13 protein-coding genes are annotated in these 17322 nt (G+C 72.6%); 11 read left to right on the forward strand and 2 right to left on the reverse strand.

The window, feature by feature from the left end:
* Window positions 1–60: 60 nt before the first annotated feature.
* Window positions 61–2292 (reverse strand): NADP-dependent isocitrate dehydrogenase, encoded by a 2232-nt coding sequence (locus ACFQ8T_RS20880; RefSeq protein WP_430548383.1) that lies wholly within the window; start codon window positions 2290–2292, stop codon window positions 61–63.
* A 169-nt stretch (window positions 2293–2461) separates the two neighbouring features.
* Between ACFQ8T_RS20880 and ACFQ8T_RS20885 the strand changes: the two genes are divergently transcribed.
* Entirely contained in the window at window positions 2462–3967 is a 1506-nt protein-coding gene (locus tag ACFQ8T_RS20885) for an RNB domain-containing ribonuclease (RefSeq protein WP_430548384.1), read from the forward strand.
* A 32-nt stretch (window positions 3968–3999) separates the two neighbouring features.
* Here the strand turns inward: ACFQ8T_RS20885 and ACFQ8T_RS20890 are convergent, their stop codons facing one another.
* Window positions 4000–4437, reverse strand: a complete 438-nt coding sequence (locus ACFQ8T_RS20890; protein ID WP_430548385.1) for a YybH family protein — start codon at window positions 4435–4437, stop codon at window positions 4000–4002.
* A gap of 275 nt (window positions 4438–4712) precedes the next feature.
* On the opposite strand from ACFQ8T_RS20890, the gene ACFQ8T_RS20895 reads away from it, so the two are divergent.
* The 10 genes from ACFQ8T_RS20895 (at window position 4713) to purM (ending at window position 17321) form a co-directional block, all read left to right on the forward strand.
* Window positions 4713–6461: an ABC transporter substrate-binding protein gene (locus ACFQ8T_RS20895; protein WP_430548386.1), complete on the forward strand. Its 1749-nt coding sequence runs from the start codon at window positions 4713–4715 to the stop codon at window positions 6459–6461.
* Window positions 6462–6591: 130 nt separating this feature from the next.
* Window positions 6592–7584, forward strand: a complete 993-nt coding sequence (locus ACFQ8T_RS20900; RefSeq protein ID WP_429766014.1) for an ABC transporter permease — start codon at window positions 6592–6594, stop codon at window positions 7582–7584.
* Window positions 7577–8602: an ABC transporter permease gene (locus ACFQ8T_RS20905; protein WP_430548387.1), complete on the forward strand. Its 1026-nt coding sequence runs from the start codon at window positions 7577–7579 to the stop codon at window positions 8600–8602. The genes ACFQ8T_RS20900 and ACFQ8T_RS20905 overlap by 8 nt, the downstream gene beginning before the upstream one ends.
* A complete protein-coding gene (locus ACFQ8T_RS20910) occupies window positions 8599–9519 on the forward strand; it encodes an ABC transporter ATP-binding protein (protein ID WP_430548388.1) in 921 nt (306 codons plus the stop codon). The genes ACFQ8T_RS20905 and ACFQ8T_RS20910 overlap by 4 nt, the downstream gene beginning before the upstream one ends.
* Window positions 9516–10343 (forward strand): ATP-binding cassette domain-containing protein, encoded by an 828-nt coding sequence (locus tag ACFQ8T_RS20915; protein WP_430548389.1) that lies wholly within the window; start codon window positions 9516–9518, stop codon window positions 10341–10343. The genes ACFQ8T_RS20910 and ACFQ8T_RS20915 overlap by 4 nt, the downstream gene beginning before the upstream one ends.
* 279 nt (window positions 10344–10622) lie before the next feature.
* Window positions 10623–10997 (forward strand): sterol carrier family protein, encoded by a 375-nt coding sequence (locus ACFQ8T_RS20920; protein WP_430548390.1) that lies wholly within the window; start codon window positions 10623–10625, stop codon window positions 10995–10997.
* 240 nt (window positions 10998–11237) lie between these two features.
* Window positions 11238–14048 carry an ExeM/NucH family extracellular endonuclease gene (locus ACFQ8T_RS20925; RefSeq protein ID WP_430548391.1) on the forward strand — a complete coding sequence of 937 codons (2811 nt, stop codon included), beginning with the start codon at window positions 11238–11240 and terminating at the stop codon, window positions 14046–14048.
* A gap of 43 nt (window positions 14049–14091) precedes the next feature.
* A complete protein-coding gene (locus ACFQ8T_RS20930; protein WP_430548392.1) occupies window positions 14092–14529 on the forward strand; it encodes a hypothetical protein in 438 nt (145 codons plus the stop codon).
* Window positions 14530–14577: 48 nt separating this feature from the next.
* Window positions 14578–16125, forward strand: coding sequence for an amidophosphoribosyltransferase (gene purF / locus ACFQ8T_RS20935; protein WP_429766003.1), 1548 nt, complete (start codon window positions 14578–14580; stop codon window positions 16123–16125).
* 89 nt (window positions 16126–16214) lie between these two features.
* Entirely contained in the window at window positions 16215–17321 is a 1107-nt protein-coding gene (gene purM / locus ACFQ8T_RS20940) for a phosphoribosylformylglycinamidine cyclo-ligase (protein WP_430548393.1), read from the forward strand.
* Window position 17322: the final 1 nt, after the last annotated feature.

Raw genomic sequence — 17322 nt, forward strand, 5'->3', positions numbered from 1 at the left:
CGGCGGTGCGCACCGCCGCGGCCCTCGTGCTCCCTCGCCGACTTGCGAACTACCTCGGCGTCAGAGTGCCTCGAGCGCCGTGTTGAAGGTGGCGGACGGGCGCATCACCGCGGCGGCCTTGGCGGCGTCGGGGCGGTAGTAGCCGCCGATGTCGGCGGGCGAGCCCTGGACGCCGACGAGCTCGTCGACGATCGTCCGCTCCTGCTCGGCGAGCGACGCCGCGAGCGGGCCGAACGCGGCGGCCAGCTCGGCGTCGTCCGACTGCGCGGCGAGCTCCTGCGCCCAGTACAGGGCGAGGTAGAAGTGCGAGCCGCGGTTGTCGATGCCGCCGACGCGCCGCGTCGGGGACTTGTCCTGGTCGAGGAACGTGCCCGTGGCGCGGTCGAGGGTGTCGGCGAGCACCTGGGCGCGCGCGTTGCCGGTGACGGTCGCCAGGTGCTCGAACGACGCGGCCAGCGCGAAGAACTCGCCCAGCGAGTCCCAGCGCAGGTAGTTCTCCGCGAGGAGCTGCTGCACGTGCTTCGGGGCGGAGCCGCCGGCGCCGGTCTCGAAGAGGCCGCCGCCGTTCATCAGCGGCACGACCGACAGCATCTTGGCCGACGTCCCCAGCTCGAGGATGGGGAACAGGTCCGTGTTGTAGTCGCGGAGCACGTTGCCCGTCACCGAGATGGTGTCGAGGCCCTGGCGGATGCGCGCCAGGGAGAACGCCGTGGCCTCGGCCGGCGCCATCACGTGGATGTCGAGGCCGTCGGTGTCGTGGTCGCCCAGGTACTCCTCGACCTTGGCGATGAGCTGTGCGTCGTGGCCGCGCTGCGCGTCGAGCCAGAACACGGCGGGGGAGCCGGTGGCGCGGGCGCGGTTGACGGCGAGCTTGACCCAGTCGCGGATCGCGACGTCCTTGGTGGTGCAGGCGCGCCAGATGTCGCCGGCCTGGACGTCGTGGCTCAGCAGCACGTCGCCGGCCGCGTTCACGACCTCGACGGTGCCGTCCGCGGGGATCTCGAACGTCTTGTCGTGCGAGCCGTACTCCTCGGCCTTCTTGGCCATGAGGCCCACGTTGGGCACCGAGCCCATGGTGGCCGGGTCGAGGGCGCCGTTCGCGCGGCAGTCGTCGATGACGGTCTGGTAGACGCCGGCGTACGACGAGTCGGGGATGACGGCGAGCGTGTCGTGCTCCTTGCCGTCGGGGCCCCACATGTGGCCGCCGCCGCGGATCATCGCGGGCATGGAGGCGTCGATGATGACGTCGGACGGCACGTGCAGGTTGGTGATGCCGCGGTCGGAGTCCACCATCGCGAGGGCCGGGCCGTCGGCGAGGCCCTGCTCGACGGCGGCGCGGATCTCGGCGCCGTGGGGCAGCGTGTCGACCGTGGACAGCAGGTAGCCGAGGCCGTCGTTGGGGGAGATGCCCGCGGCCTTGAGCTCGTCGCCGTACTTCTCGAACAGGGCGGGGAAGAACGCCTGCACCACGTGGCCGAAGATGATCGGGTCGGAGACCTTCATCATCGTGGCCTTGAGGTGCGCGGAGAACAGCACGCCCTCGGCCTTGGCGCGGGCGACCTGCTCGGCGAGGAAGGCGTTCAGCGCCGCGACGGACATGAAGGTCGCGTCGACGACCTCGCCGGCCTCGACCTTCAGTCCGTCCTTGAGGACGGTCGTGCCGGCCGGGGTGACCAGGCGGATCGTCAGGGTGTCGTCGGCGGGGACCACGACGGACTTCTCGTTGGAGAAGAAGTCGTTCTCGCCCATCGTCGCGACGTTCGTCCTCGAGTCGGCCGACCAGGCGCCCATGCGGTGCGGGTGCGCCTTCGCGTAGTTCTTCACCGAGGCGGGGGCGCGGCGGTCCGAGTTGCCCTCGCGCAGCACCGGGTTCACGGCCGAGCCCTTGACCTTGTCGTACCGGGCGCGCACGTCCTTCTCGGCGTCGGTCTGCGGGTCCTCGGGGTAGCTCGGGACGTCGTAGCCCTGGGCCTGCAGCTCGGCGACGGCGGCCTTGAGCTGCGGCACGGACGCCGAGATGTTCGGCAGCTTGATGATGTTGGCGCCGGGGGTGGTGGCCAGCGCGCCCAGCTCGGCGAGCGCGTCGCCGATGCGCTGGTCGTCGGTGAGCCGCTCGGGGAACTGGGCGAGGATGCGGCCCGCGAGGGAGATGTCGCGCGTCTCGAGCGTGACCCCGGCCTGGGCGGCATACGCCTCGACGATCGGGAGGAACGAGTACGTCGCGAGCAGCGGCGCCTCGTCGGTGTGCGTGTAGATGATCGTGGCGGCCTCGGGCCGGGACTCGGTGGTCATGCGGCGATGCTCCCTAGGCAGGGCAGTGGTGGACGAGAGATTGTTTGACATCAAGATATCTGGCCGCGGCGGAGCCTGTCGAAAACCCGGGCGTCCGCCGTGCCGTGCCGTGCCTCACGGTCCGGCGCCTCGCCGCGCGGCACCCGGCGTGCGCCGTTACGGTCGAGCGGTGCCGACGCGTCAGCTCCATCTCGCCCAGGCGGGCCCGGCCGAGGTCGCCGACGCCCTCGCCGCGCTCCGCGCCGAGGTCGGCCTGCCCGCGATGTTCCCGGCCCAGGTGCGGGACGAGGCGGAGAAGTCCGCCGCGGACGGCGGGTCGGCTCTCGGGGGCAAGGGACGGCAGGGCCGTCAGGACCGCCGCGACGTCGAGCTCGTGACCATCGACCCGCCCGGCTCCATGGACCTCGACCAGGCCGTGCACGTCGCGTCGTCCGGCCGCGGGTACATCGTCCGGTACGCCATCGCGGACGTCGCCGCGTTCGTCCGACCGGGCGGCGCGCTCGACGCCGAGACCCACCGTCGCGGCACCACCGTCTACGGCCCGGACGTGCGCACCCCGCTGCACCCGCCCGTCCTCTCCGAGGTGGCCGCGAGCCTGCTGCCCGACGAGGACCGTCCGGCCGTCCTGTGGACGATCGGGCTCGACGCGGACGGCGAGATCACCAGCAGCTCCGTGACCCGCGCGACCGTGCGGTCACGCGCCCGCCTCACCTACGGCGAGGTCCAGGGCCAGCTCGACGCGGGGACGGCGTCGGACTCCCTGTCCCTGCTGGCGGACGTGGGCCGCCTGCGGCAGGAGCGCGAGCGGGACCGCGGCGGGGTGTCGCTGGAGGTCCCCGAGCAGGAGATCGCGTCCGGGCCCGACGGGTCGTTCACGCTCGAGCTGCGGCGCACCCTCCCCGTCGAGGGCTGGAACGCGCAGATCTCGCTGCTCACCGGCATCGCCGCGGCGGCCATGATGCGGGAGGCGGGCATCGGCCTACTGCGCACGCTGCCCCCTGCGGACGACCGCGACGTCGCGCGCCTGCGCCGCACGGCCGCGGCCCTCGGCATCGACTGGCCCGACGAGGTCTCGTACGCGCAGCTCGTCCCGACGCTCGAGTCGCGTCGTCCCACCCACGCGGCCTTCCTCGCCGAGGCGACGTCGCTCTTCCGGGGCGCGGGCTACCTGGCGTTCGGCGTGCCGGGGCCCGACGGCGGGCCGCCGGTCGCGCTGCCCGCGGACGCCCGGCACGCGGCGATCGCGGCCGAGTACGCCCACGTGACGGCGCCGCTCCGGCGGCTCGCCGACCGCTACGCCACGGAGGTGTGCCTCGCGCACGCCGCCGGCAAGGAGCCGCCCGCCTGGGTGACCGAGGCGCTCCCCACCCTGCCCGAGACGATGGCGGCGGCTTCCCGCACGGCGGGTGCGTTCGAGCGCGGCTGCGTGGACGTCGTCGAGGCGGCGCTGCTCGCCGGGCGCGAGGGACAGGCCTTCGACGGCGTCGTCGTCGACGTGCGCGGCGACGGCGAGGAAGGCGCGCCGGACGGCCCGCAGCGCGGCGAGGTCATGCTCGAGGACCCGGCCGTGCGCGCACGCATCGAGGGCGTCGGGCTGCCGCTGGGCGAGCGCGTCCGCGCGACGTTGGCCGAGGCGTCGGTGCCCGACCGACGAGTGCTCTTCACGCTGGGCTGACGAGGCGGCCGGGCAGGCCCGGCCCTCCCGGGTCAGGGCTCGAGGTCGACGGCCGCGGCCCCGGTGCGCACGTCCACGGGGACGGACACCTGGTCGTGCGCGACCAGCCAGCGCCCGCCGTCGCGACGCAGGCCGAACGTGCCGCGGACCCACGTCCCGGGCACGGACGTGCCATCGGCGAGGGTGCCGCTGAGCCGGCCGAAGGCGTGCCCGAAGGCGACGTGCTCGTCGACGGTCAGGGCGAGGTCGCGCAGCTCGTAGTCGACGGTCGCGAAGGCGTCGAACACCTGCACCCAGTTCCGCAGCTTGGCGTCGATCCCGACGTGCTGCAGCGGGGGCTCGACGTCGAACGAGACGACGTCGGGTGCGTAGATCTCGCGCACCGCGTCGAGGTCCTTGGCGCGCAGGGCGCCGACGAGCGATCCCAGCAGCTTCCGGATCGCGTGCTCGTGATGAGGGGTCGCGGTCATGGTCGCTCCTGCACGTGGGGGGGAGGCGGGAACTTGCCTCACCCGACCGACGACGGCGGGCGCGGAGACGTGACGGTCCGCGCCCGGCCGCGGCAGGCTCCGTCCTCGCGCCGCCTCGGCTCGCCGGGCAGGAGCCCCAGGTGACGTTTTGATAACACTCCTGCCTTATAACGATTCAAGGTCTAGCGCCGCCCCTGGCACTATTCGTTAAGGTTCCTTCCCTAAGCGTGAGCGATCGCGGCGTGAGGGTGCGCTGCCGACTGGAAGGACCAACGATGATCCGAGGGAAGATCCGCGGACGGTGGCTCGCAGCCGCCGCCGCCCTGACCAGCGTGACCCTCCTGGCCGCCGGGTGCTCCGGTTCCGCCGAGGGCAACGACGGTGGCGACGGCACCAGCGCCCCCGCGGCCGAGGGGCAGGCCACCGACCAGGAGCTCGTGATCTGGGCGGGCTCGCAGACCCCGATCACCCCCAACTTCAACCCCTACGCGGTGGGCGTGCTGCACCTCGCCAACGGCGGGATCTACGAGTCGCTGTTCGCGTACAACAAGCTCCAGGACGTGGACCCCACGCCGATGCTCGCCGAGTCGTTCGAGTGGAACGAGGACGGCACCGAGCTCACGGTGAAGCTCCGTGGCGGGGTGCAGTGGAACGACGGCCAGCCGTTCACCGCGGACGACGTCGTGTACTCGTTCACGAATGACACCGCCAAGCCCGTCTACCTCAAGGACGCGGTCGCGCAGGACGAGTCCACCGTGGTGTTCTCCTTCGACGAGCCGGCGTTCGCGAACGAGTTCGCGATCCTCGGCAGCACGTACATCGTGCCGAAGCACGTGTTCTCCGAGCACGAGAAGGACTCCGGCGAGGACGCCGAGGGCAACGCCCTCACCGGGCTCGTGGCGTGGGACAACGCGGAGTCCCCGGTCGGCACGGGCCCGTACATGCTCGACACGGCGTCCAACGCCGCGTACACCGCGAAGGCCAACCCCGACTACTGGGGCGGGGCGCCGAAGGTCGCCTCCCTGCGCTACGTCGGCATCGACGCCAACCAGTCCGCGGAGGACCTGCTCACCACCGGGCAGATCGACTGGACCACGATGTTCGTGCCGGATCCCGAGCGGATCACCTCGACCGGTGGCTTCGGGTACGTCAACACGCCCGTCGACCCCGTCGTGCTGTACACGTGCTCCAACACCGACCTGGGCTGCGAGGGCGCCCAGACGGACGTCGCCGTCCGCCAGGCGCTCGACGCCGCCATCGACCGCTCCGCGATCACCGAGAAGGCGTTCGTCGGGCTCGCCAAGCCGATCTCGCCGACGTTCGCGCTGCTCGGCCGCGACGACAAGTGGATCGCGGACGGCATGCCGAAGGAGTCGCCGCAGAGCGCCGACGCCGCGGCCGCCGGGAAGATCCTCGAGGAGGCCGGCTACACCAAGGACGCCGACGGCTTCTACGGCAAGGACGGCAAGCCGATCGACCTGACGCTGACCTCCGTCGACGGCTGGTCGGACTTCAACAACGCCGCCAAGCTCATCGAGGAGCAGGCCAAGGCCGCGGGCCTCAAGGTCACCGCGTCCACGATCTCCTGGAACGAGTTCGCCGACGCGCGCGTCTCCGGCGAGTTCGAGCTGATCATGGGCGGCGTCGTCGGCACCTCGCTGGCCGACCCGTTCCAGATCTACCGCGAGTGGTTCACCGGCGACTACACCCAGAAGGTCGGCACCGCGCTCGAGCCGGGCGAGTGGAACATCTCCCGCTACGACAACGACGAGGTGAACGCCGCCGTCGAGGCCGCCTCCCACACGAACGACGAGGCCGCCAAGAAGGAGGCCTACGCCACCGTCCAGGAGCACATCGTCGAGGACCTGCCGTACATCCCGATCGTCGTGAACGGCACGCAGACGTTCTTCAACACGACGAAGTTCGCCGGCTGGCCCACGGAGGACGACATGTACATGTTCCCGCCGTCGTGGCAGGGCCCGTCCTCGGGCGTCATCCTCGGCAAGCTCGGCGGCGCCCAGTAACGCGCTCCCGACCCGGTGACCGGCGGGCTCCCCAGCCCGCCGGTCACCCGCACGACCCGCACCACGACGCAGTGACGCACCGAGCGAGGAGGAGCCGCATGCCCGCGACACCGAAGGGCGGCCCGACCCCATGAAGTTCTACGCCAGGCGGATCGCCTTCTACGCGGTGACCCTGTGGGCCGCGATCTCGCTGAACTTCTTCATCCCGCGCATGCTGCCGGGCGACCCGTTCTCGATCCTCATGGCGAAGCTGCAGCGCGCCGGAGGCATCCCGGCGGGTACCGAGAACAGCATCCGGCTCCTCCTCGGTGCGGCCGAGGACCAGTCCCTGTGGGAGCAGTACGTCACGTACTGGAAGAACGTCCTCACCGGGAACCTGGGCGTCTCGGTGACGAACTTCCCGACGCCGGTGACCGAGCTCATCGGCGACGCGATCCCGTGGACCCTCGGCCTCGTCGGCACGGCGACCATCATCTCGTTCGTCCTCGGGATCGGGCTGGGCGCCCTCGCCGGCTGGAAGCGCGGCACCTGGGTGGACAGCCTGGTGCCGAGCACCACCATGCTGCAGTCGCTGCCCTACTTCTGGGTGGCCCTCGTGCTCATCTTCGTGTTCGCCGTGAGCCTCCAGTGGTTCCCCATCATCGGCGCGTACGACGTCTTCCACTTCAACGGACCGGAGTGGAGCTGGGCCTTCGTCGGCTCGGTGCTCTACCACGCGTTCCTCCCGGCCGTCACGATCGTCATCTCGTCGGTCGGCGGCTGGCTGCTCGGGATGCGCAACATGATGGTCTCCACGCTGTCGGAGGACTACGTCACGACCGCCGAGGCCAAGGGCCTGCGCCCGCGCCGCGTGTTCACCACCTACGCGATGCGCAACGCCGCGCTGCCGTCCCTCGCCGGCTTCGGCGTCTCCCTCGGGTTCGTCGTGGCCGGCTCCCTCGTCATGGAGCAGGTCTTCACGTACCCGGGCGTCGGCAAGCTCATGATCACGGCGGTGCGCAACAACGACTACGCGCTGATGCAGGGCGTCTTCCTCGTCATCACGCTCGCGGTCCTGGCGGCGCTGTTCCTCATGGACCTCATCTACGGCTTCCTGGACCCGAGGACCCGCCACAATGACTGACACCGAGACCACCGCACCCGCCACCACGCCGGACACCGAGCCGGCCATCGCTCCCACGCCGCCGGGCAGGAAGTCCGGCGTGCGACAGATGCTGCCCTCCATGTCGGGCAAGCTCCTCGCCGGGCTCATCCTCATCGGCGGGATCGTGCTGTTCGCGATCGTGGGCCCCTTCGTCACGCAGGACCCCCGCAGCTCCGCCAACGACCCGCTGCTGCCGCCGCAGCCCGGCCACTGGCTCGGCACGACCAGTCTCGGCTACGACGTGCTCGCCCAGCTCGCCGAAGGAGCCCGCGGCTCCTTGGTCGTCGGCGTGACCGCAGGCCTCGTCGCGATCGTCCTCGCGCTGCTCTTCGGCGTCGTCGCCGGGTACCTGCGCGGCTGGACCGACGAGTTCCTCTCGCTGGTCACCGGCATCATGCTCGTCATCCCCGGCCTGCCGCTGATGATCGTCGTCGCCAGCTACCTGCAGGTGCGCAGCCTCTGGGTCGTGGCGCTCATCCTCGGCGTCACCGCATTCGCGGGGCCCGCCGTCGTGCTGCGGTCCCAGGCCCGGTCGCTGCGGGTGCGCGACTACGTCTCCGCGGCCCGGGTCGCCGGGGAGAAGACGCCGCGCATCATCGGCGTCGAGGTGCTGCCCAACCTGCTGCCGCTGCTGGCGTCCCAGTTCCTCTTCGCGATCGTGCTCGCCATCCTCGGCGAGGCCGGCCTGTCCTACCTGGGCCTCGGGCCCAACGGGTCGATCACCTGGGGCACGATGCTCAACGAGGCGCAGGGCGGCGGCGCGCTGACCCGCGGCGCCTGGTGGTGGTTCGTTCCCCCGGGCCTGATGATCGCCCTGTTCGGCACCGGGCTCTCCCTCGTCAACTTCGCCATCGACGAGATCGTCAACCCGAAGCTGCGGCTCGCGCCCGCCGCCGCCAGGAGCGTCCGCGAGGCGCGCAAGGCGGGCAAGGACAAGCTCGGCCGCCGAGCCGCGACGGAGACCGTCGCCGCCGACAAGGAGAGGGTCGACGCATGACCGCCACCACCACCGGCCCGCTGTCGTCGCCGACGCACGACGACCACGTGGCCCGCCTCGAGCCGGTCCTCACCGCTCGGAACGTGTCCATCGAGTACGAGGTGGACCCGCCCGTCCGCGCCGTGGACGACGTCTCCCTCACGCTGCACCGCGGCGAGATCCTCGGGCTCGCCGGCGAGTCGGGGTGCGGCAAGACGACGCTCGCCTACGGCCTCAACCGGCTCCTCAAGCCCCCGGCCATCCTCCGCTCCGGCGAGGTGACGTTCCACGACGCGAACGGCGCCGACATCGACGTCGTCAGCCTCACCGGCGACGCGCTGCGTGCCTTCCGCTGGGACAAGGTGTCCATGGTGTTCCAGGGGGCGATGAACTCGCTCAACCCGGTGATCAGCGTGCGCAAGCAGCTCGGAGACGTCCTCACCACCCACAGGCCGCAGATGGGCACGAAGGAGCGCGCCGCGCGTTCCGCCGAGCTGCTCGAGCTCGTGGGGGTCGACCCGACGCGCCTCGACAGCTTCGCCCACGAGCTGTCCGGCGGGATGCGCCAGCGCGTCATGATCGCCATGGCGATGGCGCTCAACCCGCAGGTCATGATCATGGACGAGCCGACCACCGCGCTCGACGTCGTCGTCCAGCGCGGCATCCTGCGCGAGATCATGCGGCTGCGCGAGCGGTTCAACTTCGCCGTCGTGTTCATCACCCACGACCTGCCGCTCCTGCTCGAGATCAGCGACCGGATCGCCGTCATGCGCGCCGGCCGGATCGTCGAGCTCGACACCTCGGAGTCCATCTACGCGCGGGCCCAGCACCCGTACACGCGGCAGCTCCTGGACTCGTTCCCGAGCCTCACGGGCGACCGTGGCTCGTTCGTCCGCACCGGCGTCACCCGCGACGCCGCCGAGGAGGAGGCGTCATGAGCAGCCTCGAGGTCCGCAATCTCGTCAAGGAGTTCAAGGTCCGCAGCGGGCTGCGCAGCGGCACCCTGCGTGCCGTGAACGACGTGTCGTTCACGCTCGAGCCCGGCAAGACCCTCGCTCTCGTCGGCGAGTCCGGGTCCGGCAAGTCGACCGTGGCCAAGATGATCTCCCAGCTCGAGACCCCGACGAGCGGCGAGATCCTGCTCGACGGCAGGCCTATCGGGCGCCGCGGCCGCGCGCTGTCGAGCTACCGCCACCAGGTGCAGATGGTCTTCCAGGACCCGTTCGCGTCGCTCAACCCGTACCACACGGTGGCGCACCACCTGGAGCGCCCGTTGAAGCTGCACGGTGTCGCGAGCGGTGACGCGCTCGAGCCCGCGGTCCACGACCTGCTGGAGCGCGTCAACCTCACACCGGCCGAGCTCTACGCGGTCAAGCGGCCGCACGAGATGTCCGGCGGTCAGCGGCAGCGGGTCGCCATCGCCCGGGCTCTCGCACCCGGCGCGAGGTTCCTCGTCGCCGACGAGCCCGTCTCGATGCTCGACGTCTCCATCCGGCTCGGGGTGCTCAACCTGCTCGCCAGGCTGCAGCGCGAGGAGAACCTCGGCGTCCTGTACATCACCCACGACCTCGCCACGGCGCGACACTTCAGCGACGAGATCATCGTGATGTTCCGGGGGGACATCGTGGAGCGGGGTCCGTCCGACGAGGTCATCCTCAACCCGCAGCACGAGTACACGAAGACGCTGCTCGCCGCCGCCCCCGAGCCGTCGCGGCACGGGCGCCTGCGGGAGGAGGTCCGGGCGGAGCTGGCTGCTTCCTAGCCGCTGCTCCGCGTCGGTGCGGTCGCGCGGGTCGAGGATGGCTTCGCGCGGACGCGTTCACGGGCGCCAGGGCGCCCTCCACCTCGGGAGGGATACGTCCGCGCGAAGCCGTCCTCGACCCGCGCTCGTCGTTCGCCTCACGCGGCGTAGGGCGGACCTCTCGTCCCGCACCCGTCCCGTCCGAGGGTGACGCGGCGGGCGGCTCGCCGCCGGTGGCGCGCAGCCGGGCGCGCGGAGCGACGCCGTCGGACGGTGGGTGGGGAGGCTTAAGGTGCTGGCGTGCCTGCGCGACGACGGACCGAACCTGCTGCCGGACGGGCGGCCGTGGCCGCGTGGCTGGGCGGCGACGCCTCGCGGCCCGTCGTGACGACGGCGGTGCGGTTCACGCTGGAGGAGCTGGCCGACGTCGCGCCCGGGAACTCGGTGGAGGTACGGGTGCCGCCCGCCGGGGCCGTGCAGGCCGTGGCGGGGCCGCGGCACACGCGCGGGACGCCGCCGAACGTGGTGGAGACCGACGTCGAGACCTGGCTCGCGCTCGCCACCGGTCGGCTCTCGTGGGCCGACGCCGTCGCGTCCGGGCGGGTGAGCGCCTCGGGAGAGCGGGCCGACCTGTCCGCGCTCCTGCCGCTGCAGGCCGCACGCCCGCGTCCCTGACGGGCTCCGCCGAGGGAGTACGCATCCCCGCGAGGTAGTACGGAGTGCCGCGAGGGAGTACCGGATCCCGCGGGGCGGCCGGAGAGCGCGCGGTTGTCGGCCGGTTCCGCTACGTTCGGCGCACCGGGCAGGCACGCATCCCGACGGCCGGACGACGACGTCCGGTGACGTGGGGTTCAACAACGGTTCACGCGGGTCTGCTGAGGTGACGTCACCCACGTCCGCCGCGAAGGAGCCACCGTGAGCCCCACCCGTCCCGCCCGCCGTCGAGCACCGCTCGCCGCCGCCACCGCGGCCGCGCTCGTCCTGCCCGTCGGCGCCGCCCTGGCCGTCCCCGCGACGGCCGCCGTCTCGCCCGACGCCCCCGTCGTCATCGACGAGCTGTACGGGGGCGGCGGCAACAGCGGCGCCGCGTTCAACCAGGACTTCGTCGAGCTGTACAACCCGACGGACCAGCCGGTGTCCCTCGAGGGGTGGTCGGTCCAGTACGCCTCCGCGACCGGCACCTGGGCCAACGGGGCCCAGACGAACCTCGCGGGGTCGATCCCGGCGGGCGGGTCGTTCCTCGTCGCGGAGGCGCTGGGCGGGAACACGTCGCTGCCCGCGCTGCCGACCCCCGACGTCACCGGCACCATCGCGATGTCCGGCACGGGCGCGAAGGCGGCGCTGGTGCGCTCGACGGACCGCCTGACGTGCGCGGGTGCGGACTGCGCGGCGGCCGAGGCCGTCGTCGACCTCGTCGGCTGGGGCCCGACCGCCAACGCCTTCGCGGGCTCGGGGCCGGCACCGGCGACGACGAACGCCACGTCGGTCGCGCGCCGCGCCCACGCGCACACCGCCGACAACGCCGCTGACTTCGCGGCCGGGGCGCCGACGCCGACCGCGAGCGGCACCGACCCCGGTACGGACCCGGGGCCTGCCGAGGACGCGACGATCGCCGAGATCCAGGGCTCCGGCGCCGCGTCGCCGCTGGCCGGGAAGACGGTGACGACCACCGGCGTCGTGACCGCCACCTACCCCACGGGCGGCTTCGACGGGCTCTACCTCCAGACGGCCGGCACCGGCGGCGACCCCGCCGACGACGCGACGCCCGGCGCCTCCGACGCCGTCTTCGTGTACTCCCGCGCCGCGGCCGGCGAGCTCGAGGTGGGCGACCACGTGGAGGTCACCGGCGAGGTCGGCGAGTACTCCGGCCTCACGGAGCTCACCGCGGACTCCTGGGCCCCGCTGGACGAGCCCGGCGCCGTCGAGCCGCTGGCCACGACCTGGCCCGCGACCGACGCCGAGCGCGAGGCGCTCGAGGGCATGCTGCTCGCGCCGCAGGGCGACTTCACCGTCACCGACAACTACGACACGAACTTCTACGGCACGATCGGGCTCGCCGCGGGCGGCTCGCCGCTGGTGCAGCCCACCACGGCCGGCCGACCCGGCTCGGTGGAGGCGAAGCAGCAGGCCGAGGACAACGCGGCCCGCGCCGTCCTGCTGGACGACGGGGCGTCGACGAACTACGGCTCGGCCGCCAACTCGTCGCAGCCGCTGCCGTGGCTGACGGGCGGTGACCCCGTGCGGGTCGGCGCCGCCGTGACCTTCACACGGCCGGTCGTCCTCGACTACCGGTACGACGCCTGGGGGCTGCAGCCGCAGCACCGGCTCACGCCCGACGTGGCCGACGCGGTGCAGCCCGCCACGTTCGAGGACTCGCGCGAGGCCTCGCCGCAGGACGTCGGCGGCACGCTGCAGGTGGGCACCTTCAACGTGCTCAACTACTTCAGCACCACGGGCGACCAGCTCGACGGGTGCACGTACTACACCGACCGCGCGGGCGACCCGGTCACCGTGCGCGGCGGCTGCGACGCCCGCGGCGCTGCCGAGGCCGAGGACCTGGAACGGCAGCAGACCAAGATCGTCGCGGCGATCTCGGCGCTGGGGGCCGACGTCGTCGGCCTCGAGGAGATCGAGAACTCCGCCGCGTTCGGCAAGGACCGCGACCAGGCCCTGTCCGACCTGGTCGACGCGCTCAACGCGCACGACGGCGCGGGCACCTGGGCGTTCGTCGCCTCGCCGGCGGCCGTGCCCGCCAGCGAGGACGTCATCCGCACGGCGTTCGTCTACCGCACCGCGGGCGCCGAGCCCGTCGGGACCTCGCGGATCCTCGACGACCCGGAGGCGTTCGGCAACGCACGCCAGCCGTTGGCGCAGGTGTTCCAGCCGGCCGGCGGGGTCGACGCCGACCCGGGCGACGACGTCGTGGTGATCACCAACCACTTCAAGTCGAAGGGGTCGGCGGGCCCGTGGCCCGGGGACGAGGACACGGGCGACGGCCAGGGCGCCTCCAACGAGTCGCGCGTGCGTCAGGCGACCGCGCTGGTGGCCTTCGCCGACGACGTCGCCGCCGACGCCGGGACCGACGCGGTGCTGCTCGTGGGCGACCTCAACTCCTACGAGCAGGAGGACCCGGTCGTCGTGCTCACCGACGCGGGCTACACGGACCTCGGGCCCACCACGGGCGAGTACACCTATGCGTTCGACGGCGCGGTCGGCTCGCTCGACCACGCGCTCGCGTCGTCGGGTCTGATCGACCGGGTGACCGGCACGGACATCTGGAACGTCAACGCGTACGAGCCGGTGGCGAACGAGTACAGCCGTTACAACTACAACGCGACGATCCTCTACGACGAGACGCCGTTCCGGTCGTCGGACCACGACCCGCTGCTGGTCGGGCTCGACCTCGCGCCGTCCGCGCCCGCGTGGGACGCGAAGGACACCTACGGCAAGGGGGACCGGGTCGCCTTCGAGGGCGGGCTCTTCGAGGCGCTGTGGTGGTCGCGCGGCGACCGGCCCGGGGCGTCGGCGTACGGGCCCTGGGCCGAGGTCGGGGCTCCCGTCGCCACGTCGGCCGGGACCTTCTCCGCCTGGACCAGCACGTGGGTGTACGGCAAGGGTGACGTCGTCGTGCACGACGGGCACCGCTGGCGGGCCCAGTGGTACTCCCGGAACGACGAGCCCGGCGCGACGCCGTGGGGCCCCTGGAAGGACCTGGGCGCCGCCTGACGCGCCGGCCGTCGGGTGCCGGCGGGTGGCTTAGGCTCGAGGGGTGAGCAGCTCGACCCCCGACCAGGACACCCCGGCACCCGACGGCACCGCGCCCGACGCCACGCCGCACGCCCGCGAGGTGCCGGCGGAGACCGCCGAGTCCGCCGCCGGCACCGACGCCACCCCGGACGGCGCCTCGGAGGAGGCCTCGGACGAGGTCGAGGAGCCGCAGGACGTGACGCTGCTGGTCGACCCCGAGCGCGTGCGCCGCGCCCCCAAGTACCCGGTGTTCCTGTGGATGGGCGCGCTGGTCGGCGGCGTCGTCGGGCTGATCTTCTCGACCTGGCTCATCGACTCCGCCGACCCGGAGGTCGCCGCGGCCCTGCTGAAGCCGGGCGTCTACGTGTCGGTGACGATCCTCGGCGGCATCGCCCTCGGGCTGGGCGTCGGCGGGCTGGTCGCCGTGATCTCCGACCGGCGCAGCCTGCGTCGTCGCTGACGCGTCCGGGCAGGTCGACGCACCGGGGCCCTGTGGGATACTCGAGACATGCCCTTGCGCCCTGACGGCCGCCTGAACCATGACCTCATGCCCGGCGAGAAGGGCCCCCAGGACGCGTGCGGCGTCTTCGGGGTCTGGGCCCCCGGCGAGGAGGTCGCCAAGCTCGCCTACTTCGGCCTCTATGCCCTGCAGCACCGCGGACAGGAGTCCGCGGGCATCGCCACCAGCAACGGTGAGCAGATCCTCGTCTACAAGGACATGGGCCTCGTGTCCCAGGTCTTCGACGAGACGGCGCTCGACGCCCTCACCGGCCACCTCGCGGTGGGCCACTGCCGGTACTCCACCACCGGCGGCGTGACCTGGGAGAACGCCCAGCCGACCCTCGGCGCGACCGCAGGCGGCACCGTCGCCCTCGGGCACAACGGCAACCTCACCAACTCCGCCGAGCTGGTCAACCTCGTGGCCGAGCGCTACGGCGCGCAGCGCCGCGGCGAGCTCGCACGCGGCAACACCACCGACACGGCGCTCATCACGGCCCTGCTGGCCGGCGACGCCGACCACACCCTCGCGCAGACGGCGCTCGAGGTGCTCCCGAAGCTGCGCGGCGCGTTCTCCCTCGTCTTCATGGACGAGGGCACCCTCTACGCCGCCCGCGACCCGCAGGGCGTGCGCCCGCTGGTGCTGGGCCGCCTGCAGCGCGGCTGGGTGGTCGCGTCGGAGACGCCGGCCCTCGACATCGTCGGCGCGTCGTACGTGCGCGACGTCGAGCCGGGCGAGCTCCTCACCATCGACGCCGACGGCCTGCGCTCCGAGAAGTTCGCCGAGCCGGAGCGCGCGGGCTGCGTCTTCGAGTACGTCTACCTCGCCCGCCCCGACAACACCATCAACGGCCGCTCCGTGCACGCGTCGCGCGTCGAGATGGGCCGCACGCTGGCCCGGGAGCACCCCGTCGAGGCGGACCTCGTCATCCCGACGCCGGAGTCCGGCACGCCGGCCGCCGTCGGGTACGCCGCGGAGTCGGGCATCCCGTTCGGGCAGGGCCTCACCAAGAACGCCTACGTCGGCCGCACGTTCATCCAGCCGTCCGACACGCTGCGCCAGCTCGGCATCCGCCTCAAGCTCAACCCGCTCAAGGAAGTGATCCGCGGCAAGCGCCTCGTCGTCGTCGACGACTCGATCGTGCGCGGCAACACCCAGCGGGCCCTGATCCGCATGCTCCGCGAGGCGGGCGCGGCCGAGGTGCACGTGCGCATCTCCTCGCCGCCGGTGAAGTGGCCGTGCTTCTACGGCATCGACTTCGCGTCGCGGGCCGAGCTCATCGCCAACGGCCTCAGCCCGGACGAGATCGGCCAGTCCCTGGGCGCCGACTCCCTCGGCTACATCTCGACCGAGGGCATGATCGCGGCCACCGAGCAGCCGGCGTCCCAGCTGTGCGCCGCCTGCTTCACGGGCAAGTACCCGATCGAGCTCCCCACCGCCGACCAGCTCGGCAAGCACCTGCTGGAGCAGGCGGAGCTGCCGCTCGGCGCCCCCGAGGACGGGCTCCGCACGGTCTCCGTGGGGGCCGGCGGCGGCACCGCGCTCGACCACCCCTGACCTGATCCCCGGTGGTCGAGCCCGTCGAAGCCACCGTCCGACGACCGATGGTGGTTTCGACTAGCTCAACCACCGGCCTGGGAGCCACAGTGACGAACGAACCCCTGACCTACGCCGCGGCCGGCGTCGACACCGAGGCCGGCGACAAGGCCGTCGAGCTGATGAAGGACGCCGTGCGGCGCACGCACGGGCCCGCCGTCCTCGGGGGCGTGGGCGGCTTCGCGGGGCTCTTCGACCTGTCCGCGATCCGCGAGTACCGCAAGCCGCTCCTGGCGACGTCGACGGACGGCGTCGGCACCAAGGTCGCGATCGCGCAGGCGCTCGACAAGCACGACACGATCGGCTTCGACCTCGTCGGGATGGTCGTGGACGACATCGTCGTGGTCGGCGCCGAGCCGCTGTTCATGACGGACTACATCGCCACCGGCAAGGTCGTCCCCGAGCGCGTGGCCGACATCGTGCGCGGCATCGCGCAGGCCTGCGAGGTGGCCGGCACGGCCCTCGTCGGCGGCGAGACGGCCGAGCACCCGGGCCTCCTGGCCCCCGACGAGTACGACGTCGCGGGCGCGGCCACGGGCATCGTCGAGGCGGACGCCGTCCTGGGCCCGGAGCGCGTGCGCGCCGGCGACGTGCTCGTCGCGATGGGATCGAGCGGCCTGCACTCCAACGGCTACTCGCTGGTGCGCGCGGTCGTGAAGCACGCCGGCTGGTCGCTGGACCGCCACGTCGAGGAGTTCGGCCGCACCCTCGGCGAGGAGCTGCTGGAGCCCACCCGCGTGTACGCGCGGGACGTGCTCGCGCTCGCCGAGGACCCGGCAGCGCAGGTGCACGCCGTCACGCACGTCACGGGCGGCGGGCTCGCGGCGAACCTCGCGCGCGTGCTGCCCGCCGGCACGGTGGCGACGGTCGACCGGGGATCGTGGGAGGTGCCCGCCGTCTTCCGCACCGTGCGCGAGCTCGGGTCGGTGCCGCGTCGGGACCTGGAGAACACGCTCAACCTCGGGGTCGGCATGGTGGCCGTCGTGGGCGCGGACGGCGTCGACGCGGCGCTGACGACCCTCGCGGCTCGCGGCGTGCCGGCGTGGGTGCTGGGCTCGGTCGAGGACCTGGACCCGGGCGCGCCGGTCGAGGACCTGGTCGCCGGGACCAAGGGCGTGCAGGGCGGCGCGGTCCGCCTCACGGGCGACTACCGCTGAC

It is taken from the genome of Isoptericola sp. NPDC056618 (genome assembly GCF_042792715.1).
GTDB classification, from domain to species: Bacteria; Actinomycetota; Actinomycetes; order Actinomycetales; family Cellulomonadaceae; genus Isoptericola; species Isoptericola nanjingensis.

Excerpts from the sequence above, each read along its gene's own strand:
- ACFQ8T_RS20880 (WP_430548383.1), bottom strand. The coding sequence starts at position 2,292 with ATGACCACCGAGTCCCGGCCCGAGGCCGCCACGATCATCTACACGCAC.
- ACFQ8T_RS20890 (WP_430548385.1), bottom strand. The coding sequence starts at position 4,437 with ATGACCGCGACCCCTCATCACGAGCACGCGATCCGGAAGCTGCTGGGA.
- ACFQ8T_RS20895 (WP_430548386.1), top strand. The coding sequence starts at position 4,713 with ATGATCCGAGGGAAGATCCGCGGACGGTGGCTCGCAGCCGCCGCCGCC.
- ACFQ8T_RS20900 (WP_429766014.1), top strand. The coding sequence starts at position 6,592 with ATGAAGTTCTACGCCAGGCGGATCGCCTTCTACGCGGTGACCCTGTGG.
- ACFQ8T_RS20905 (WP_430548387.1), top strand. The coding sequence starts at position 7,577 with ATGACTGACACCGAGACCACCGCACCCGCCACCACGCCGGACACCGAG.
- ACFQ8T_RS20910 (WP_430548388.1), top strand. The coding sequence starts at position 8,599 with ATGACCGCCACCACCACCGGCCCGCTGTCGTCGCCGACGCACGACGAC.
- ACFQ8T_RS20915 (WP_430548389.1), top strand. The coding sequence starts at position 9,516 with ATGAGCAGCCTCGAGGTCCGCAATCTCGTCAAGGAGTTCAAGGTCCGC.
- purF (WP_429766003.1), top strand. The coding sequence starts at position 14,578 with ATGCCCTTGCGCCCTGACGGCCGCCTGAACCATGACCTCATGCCCGGC.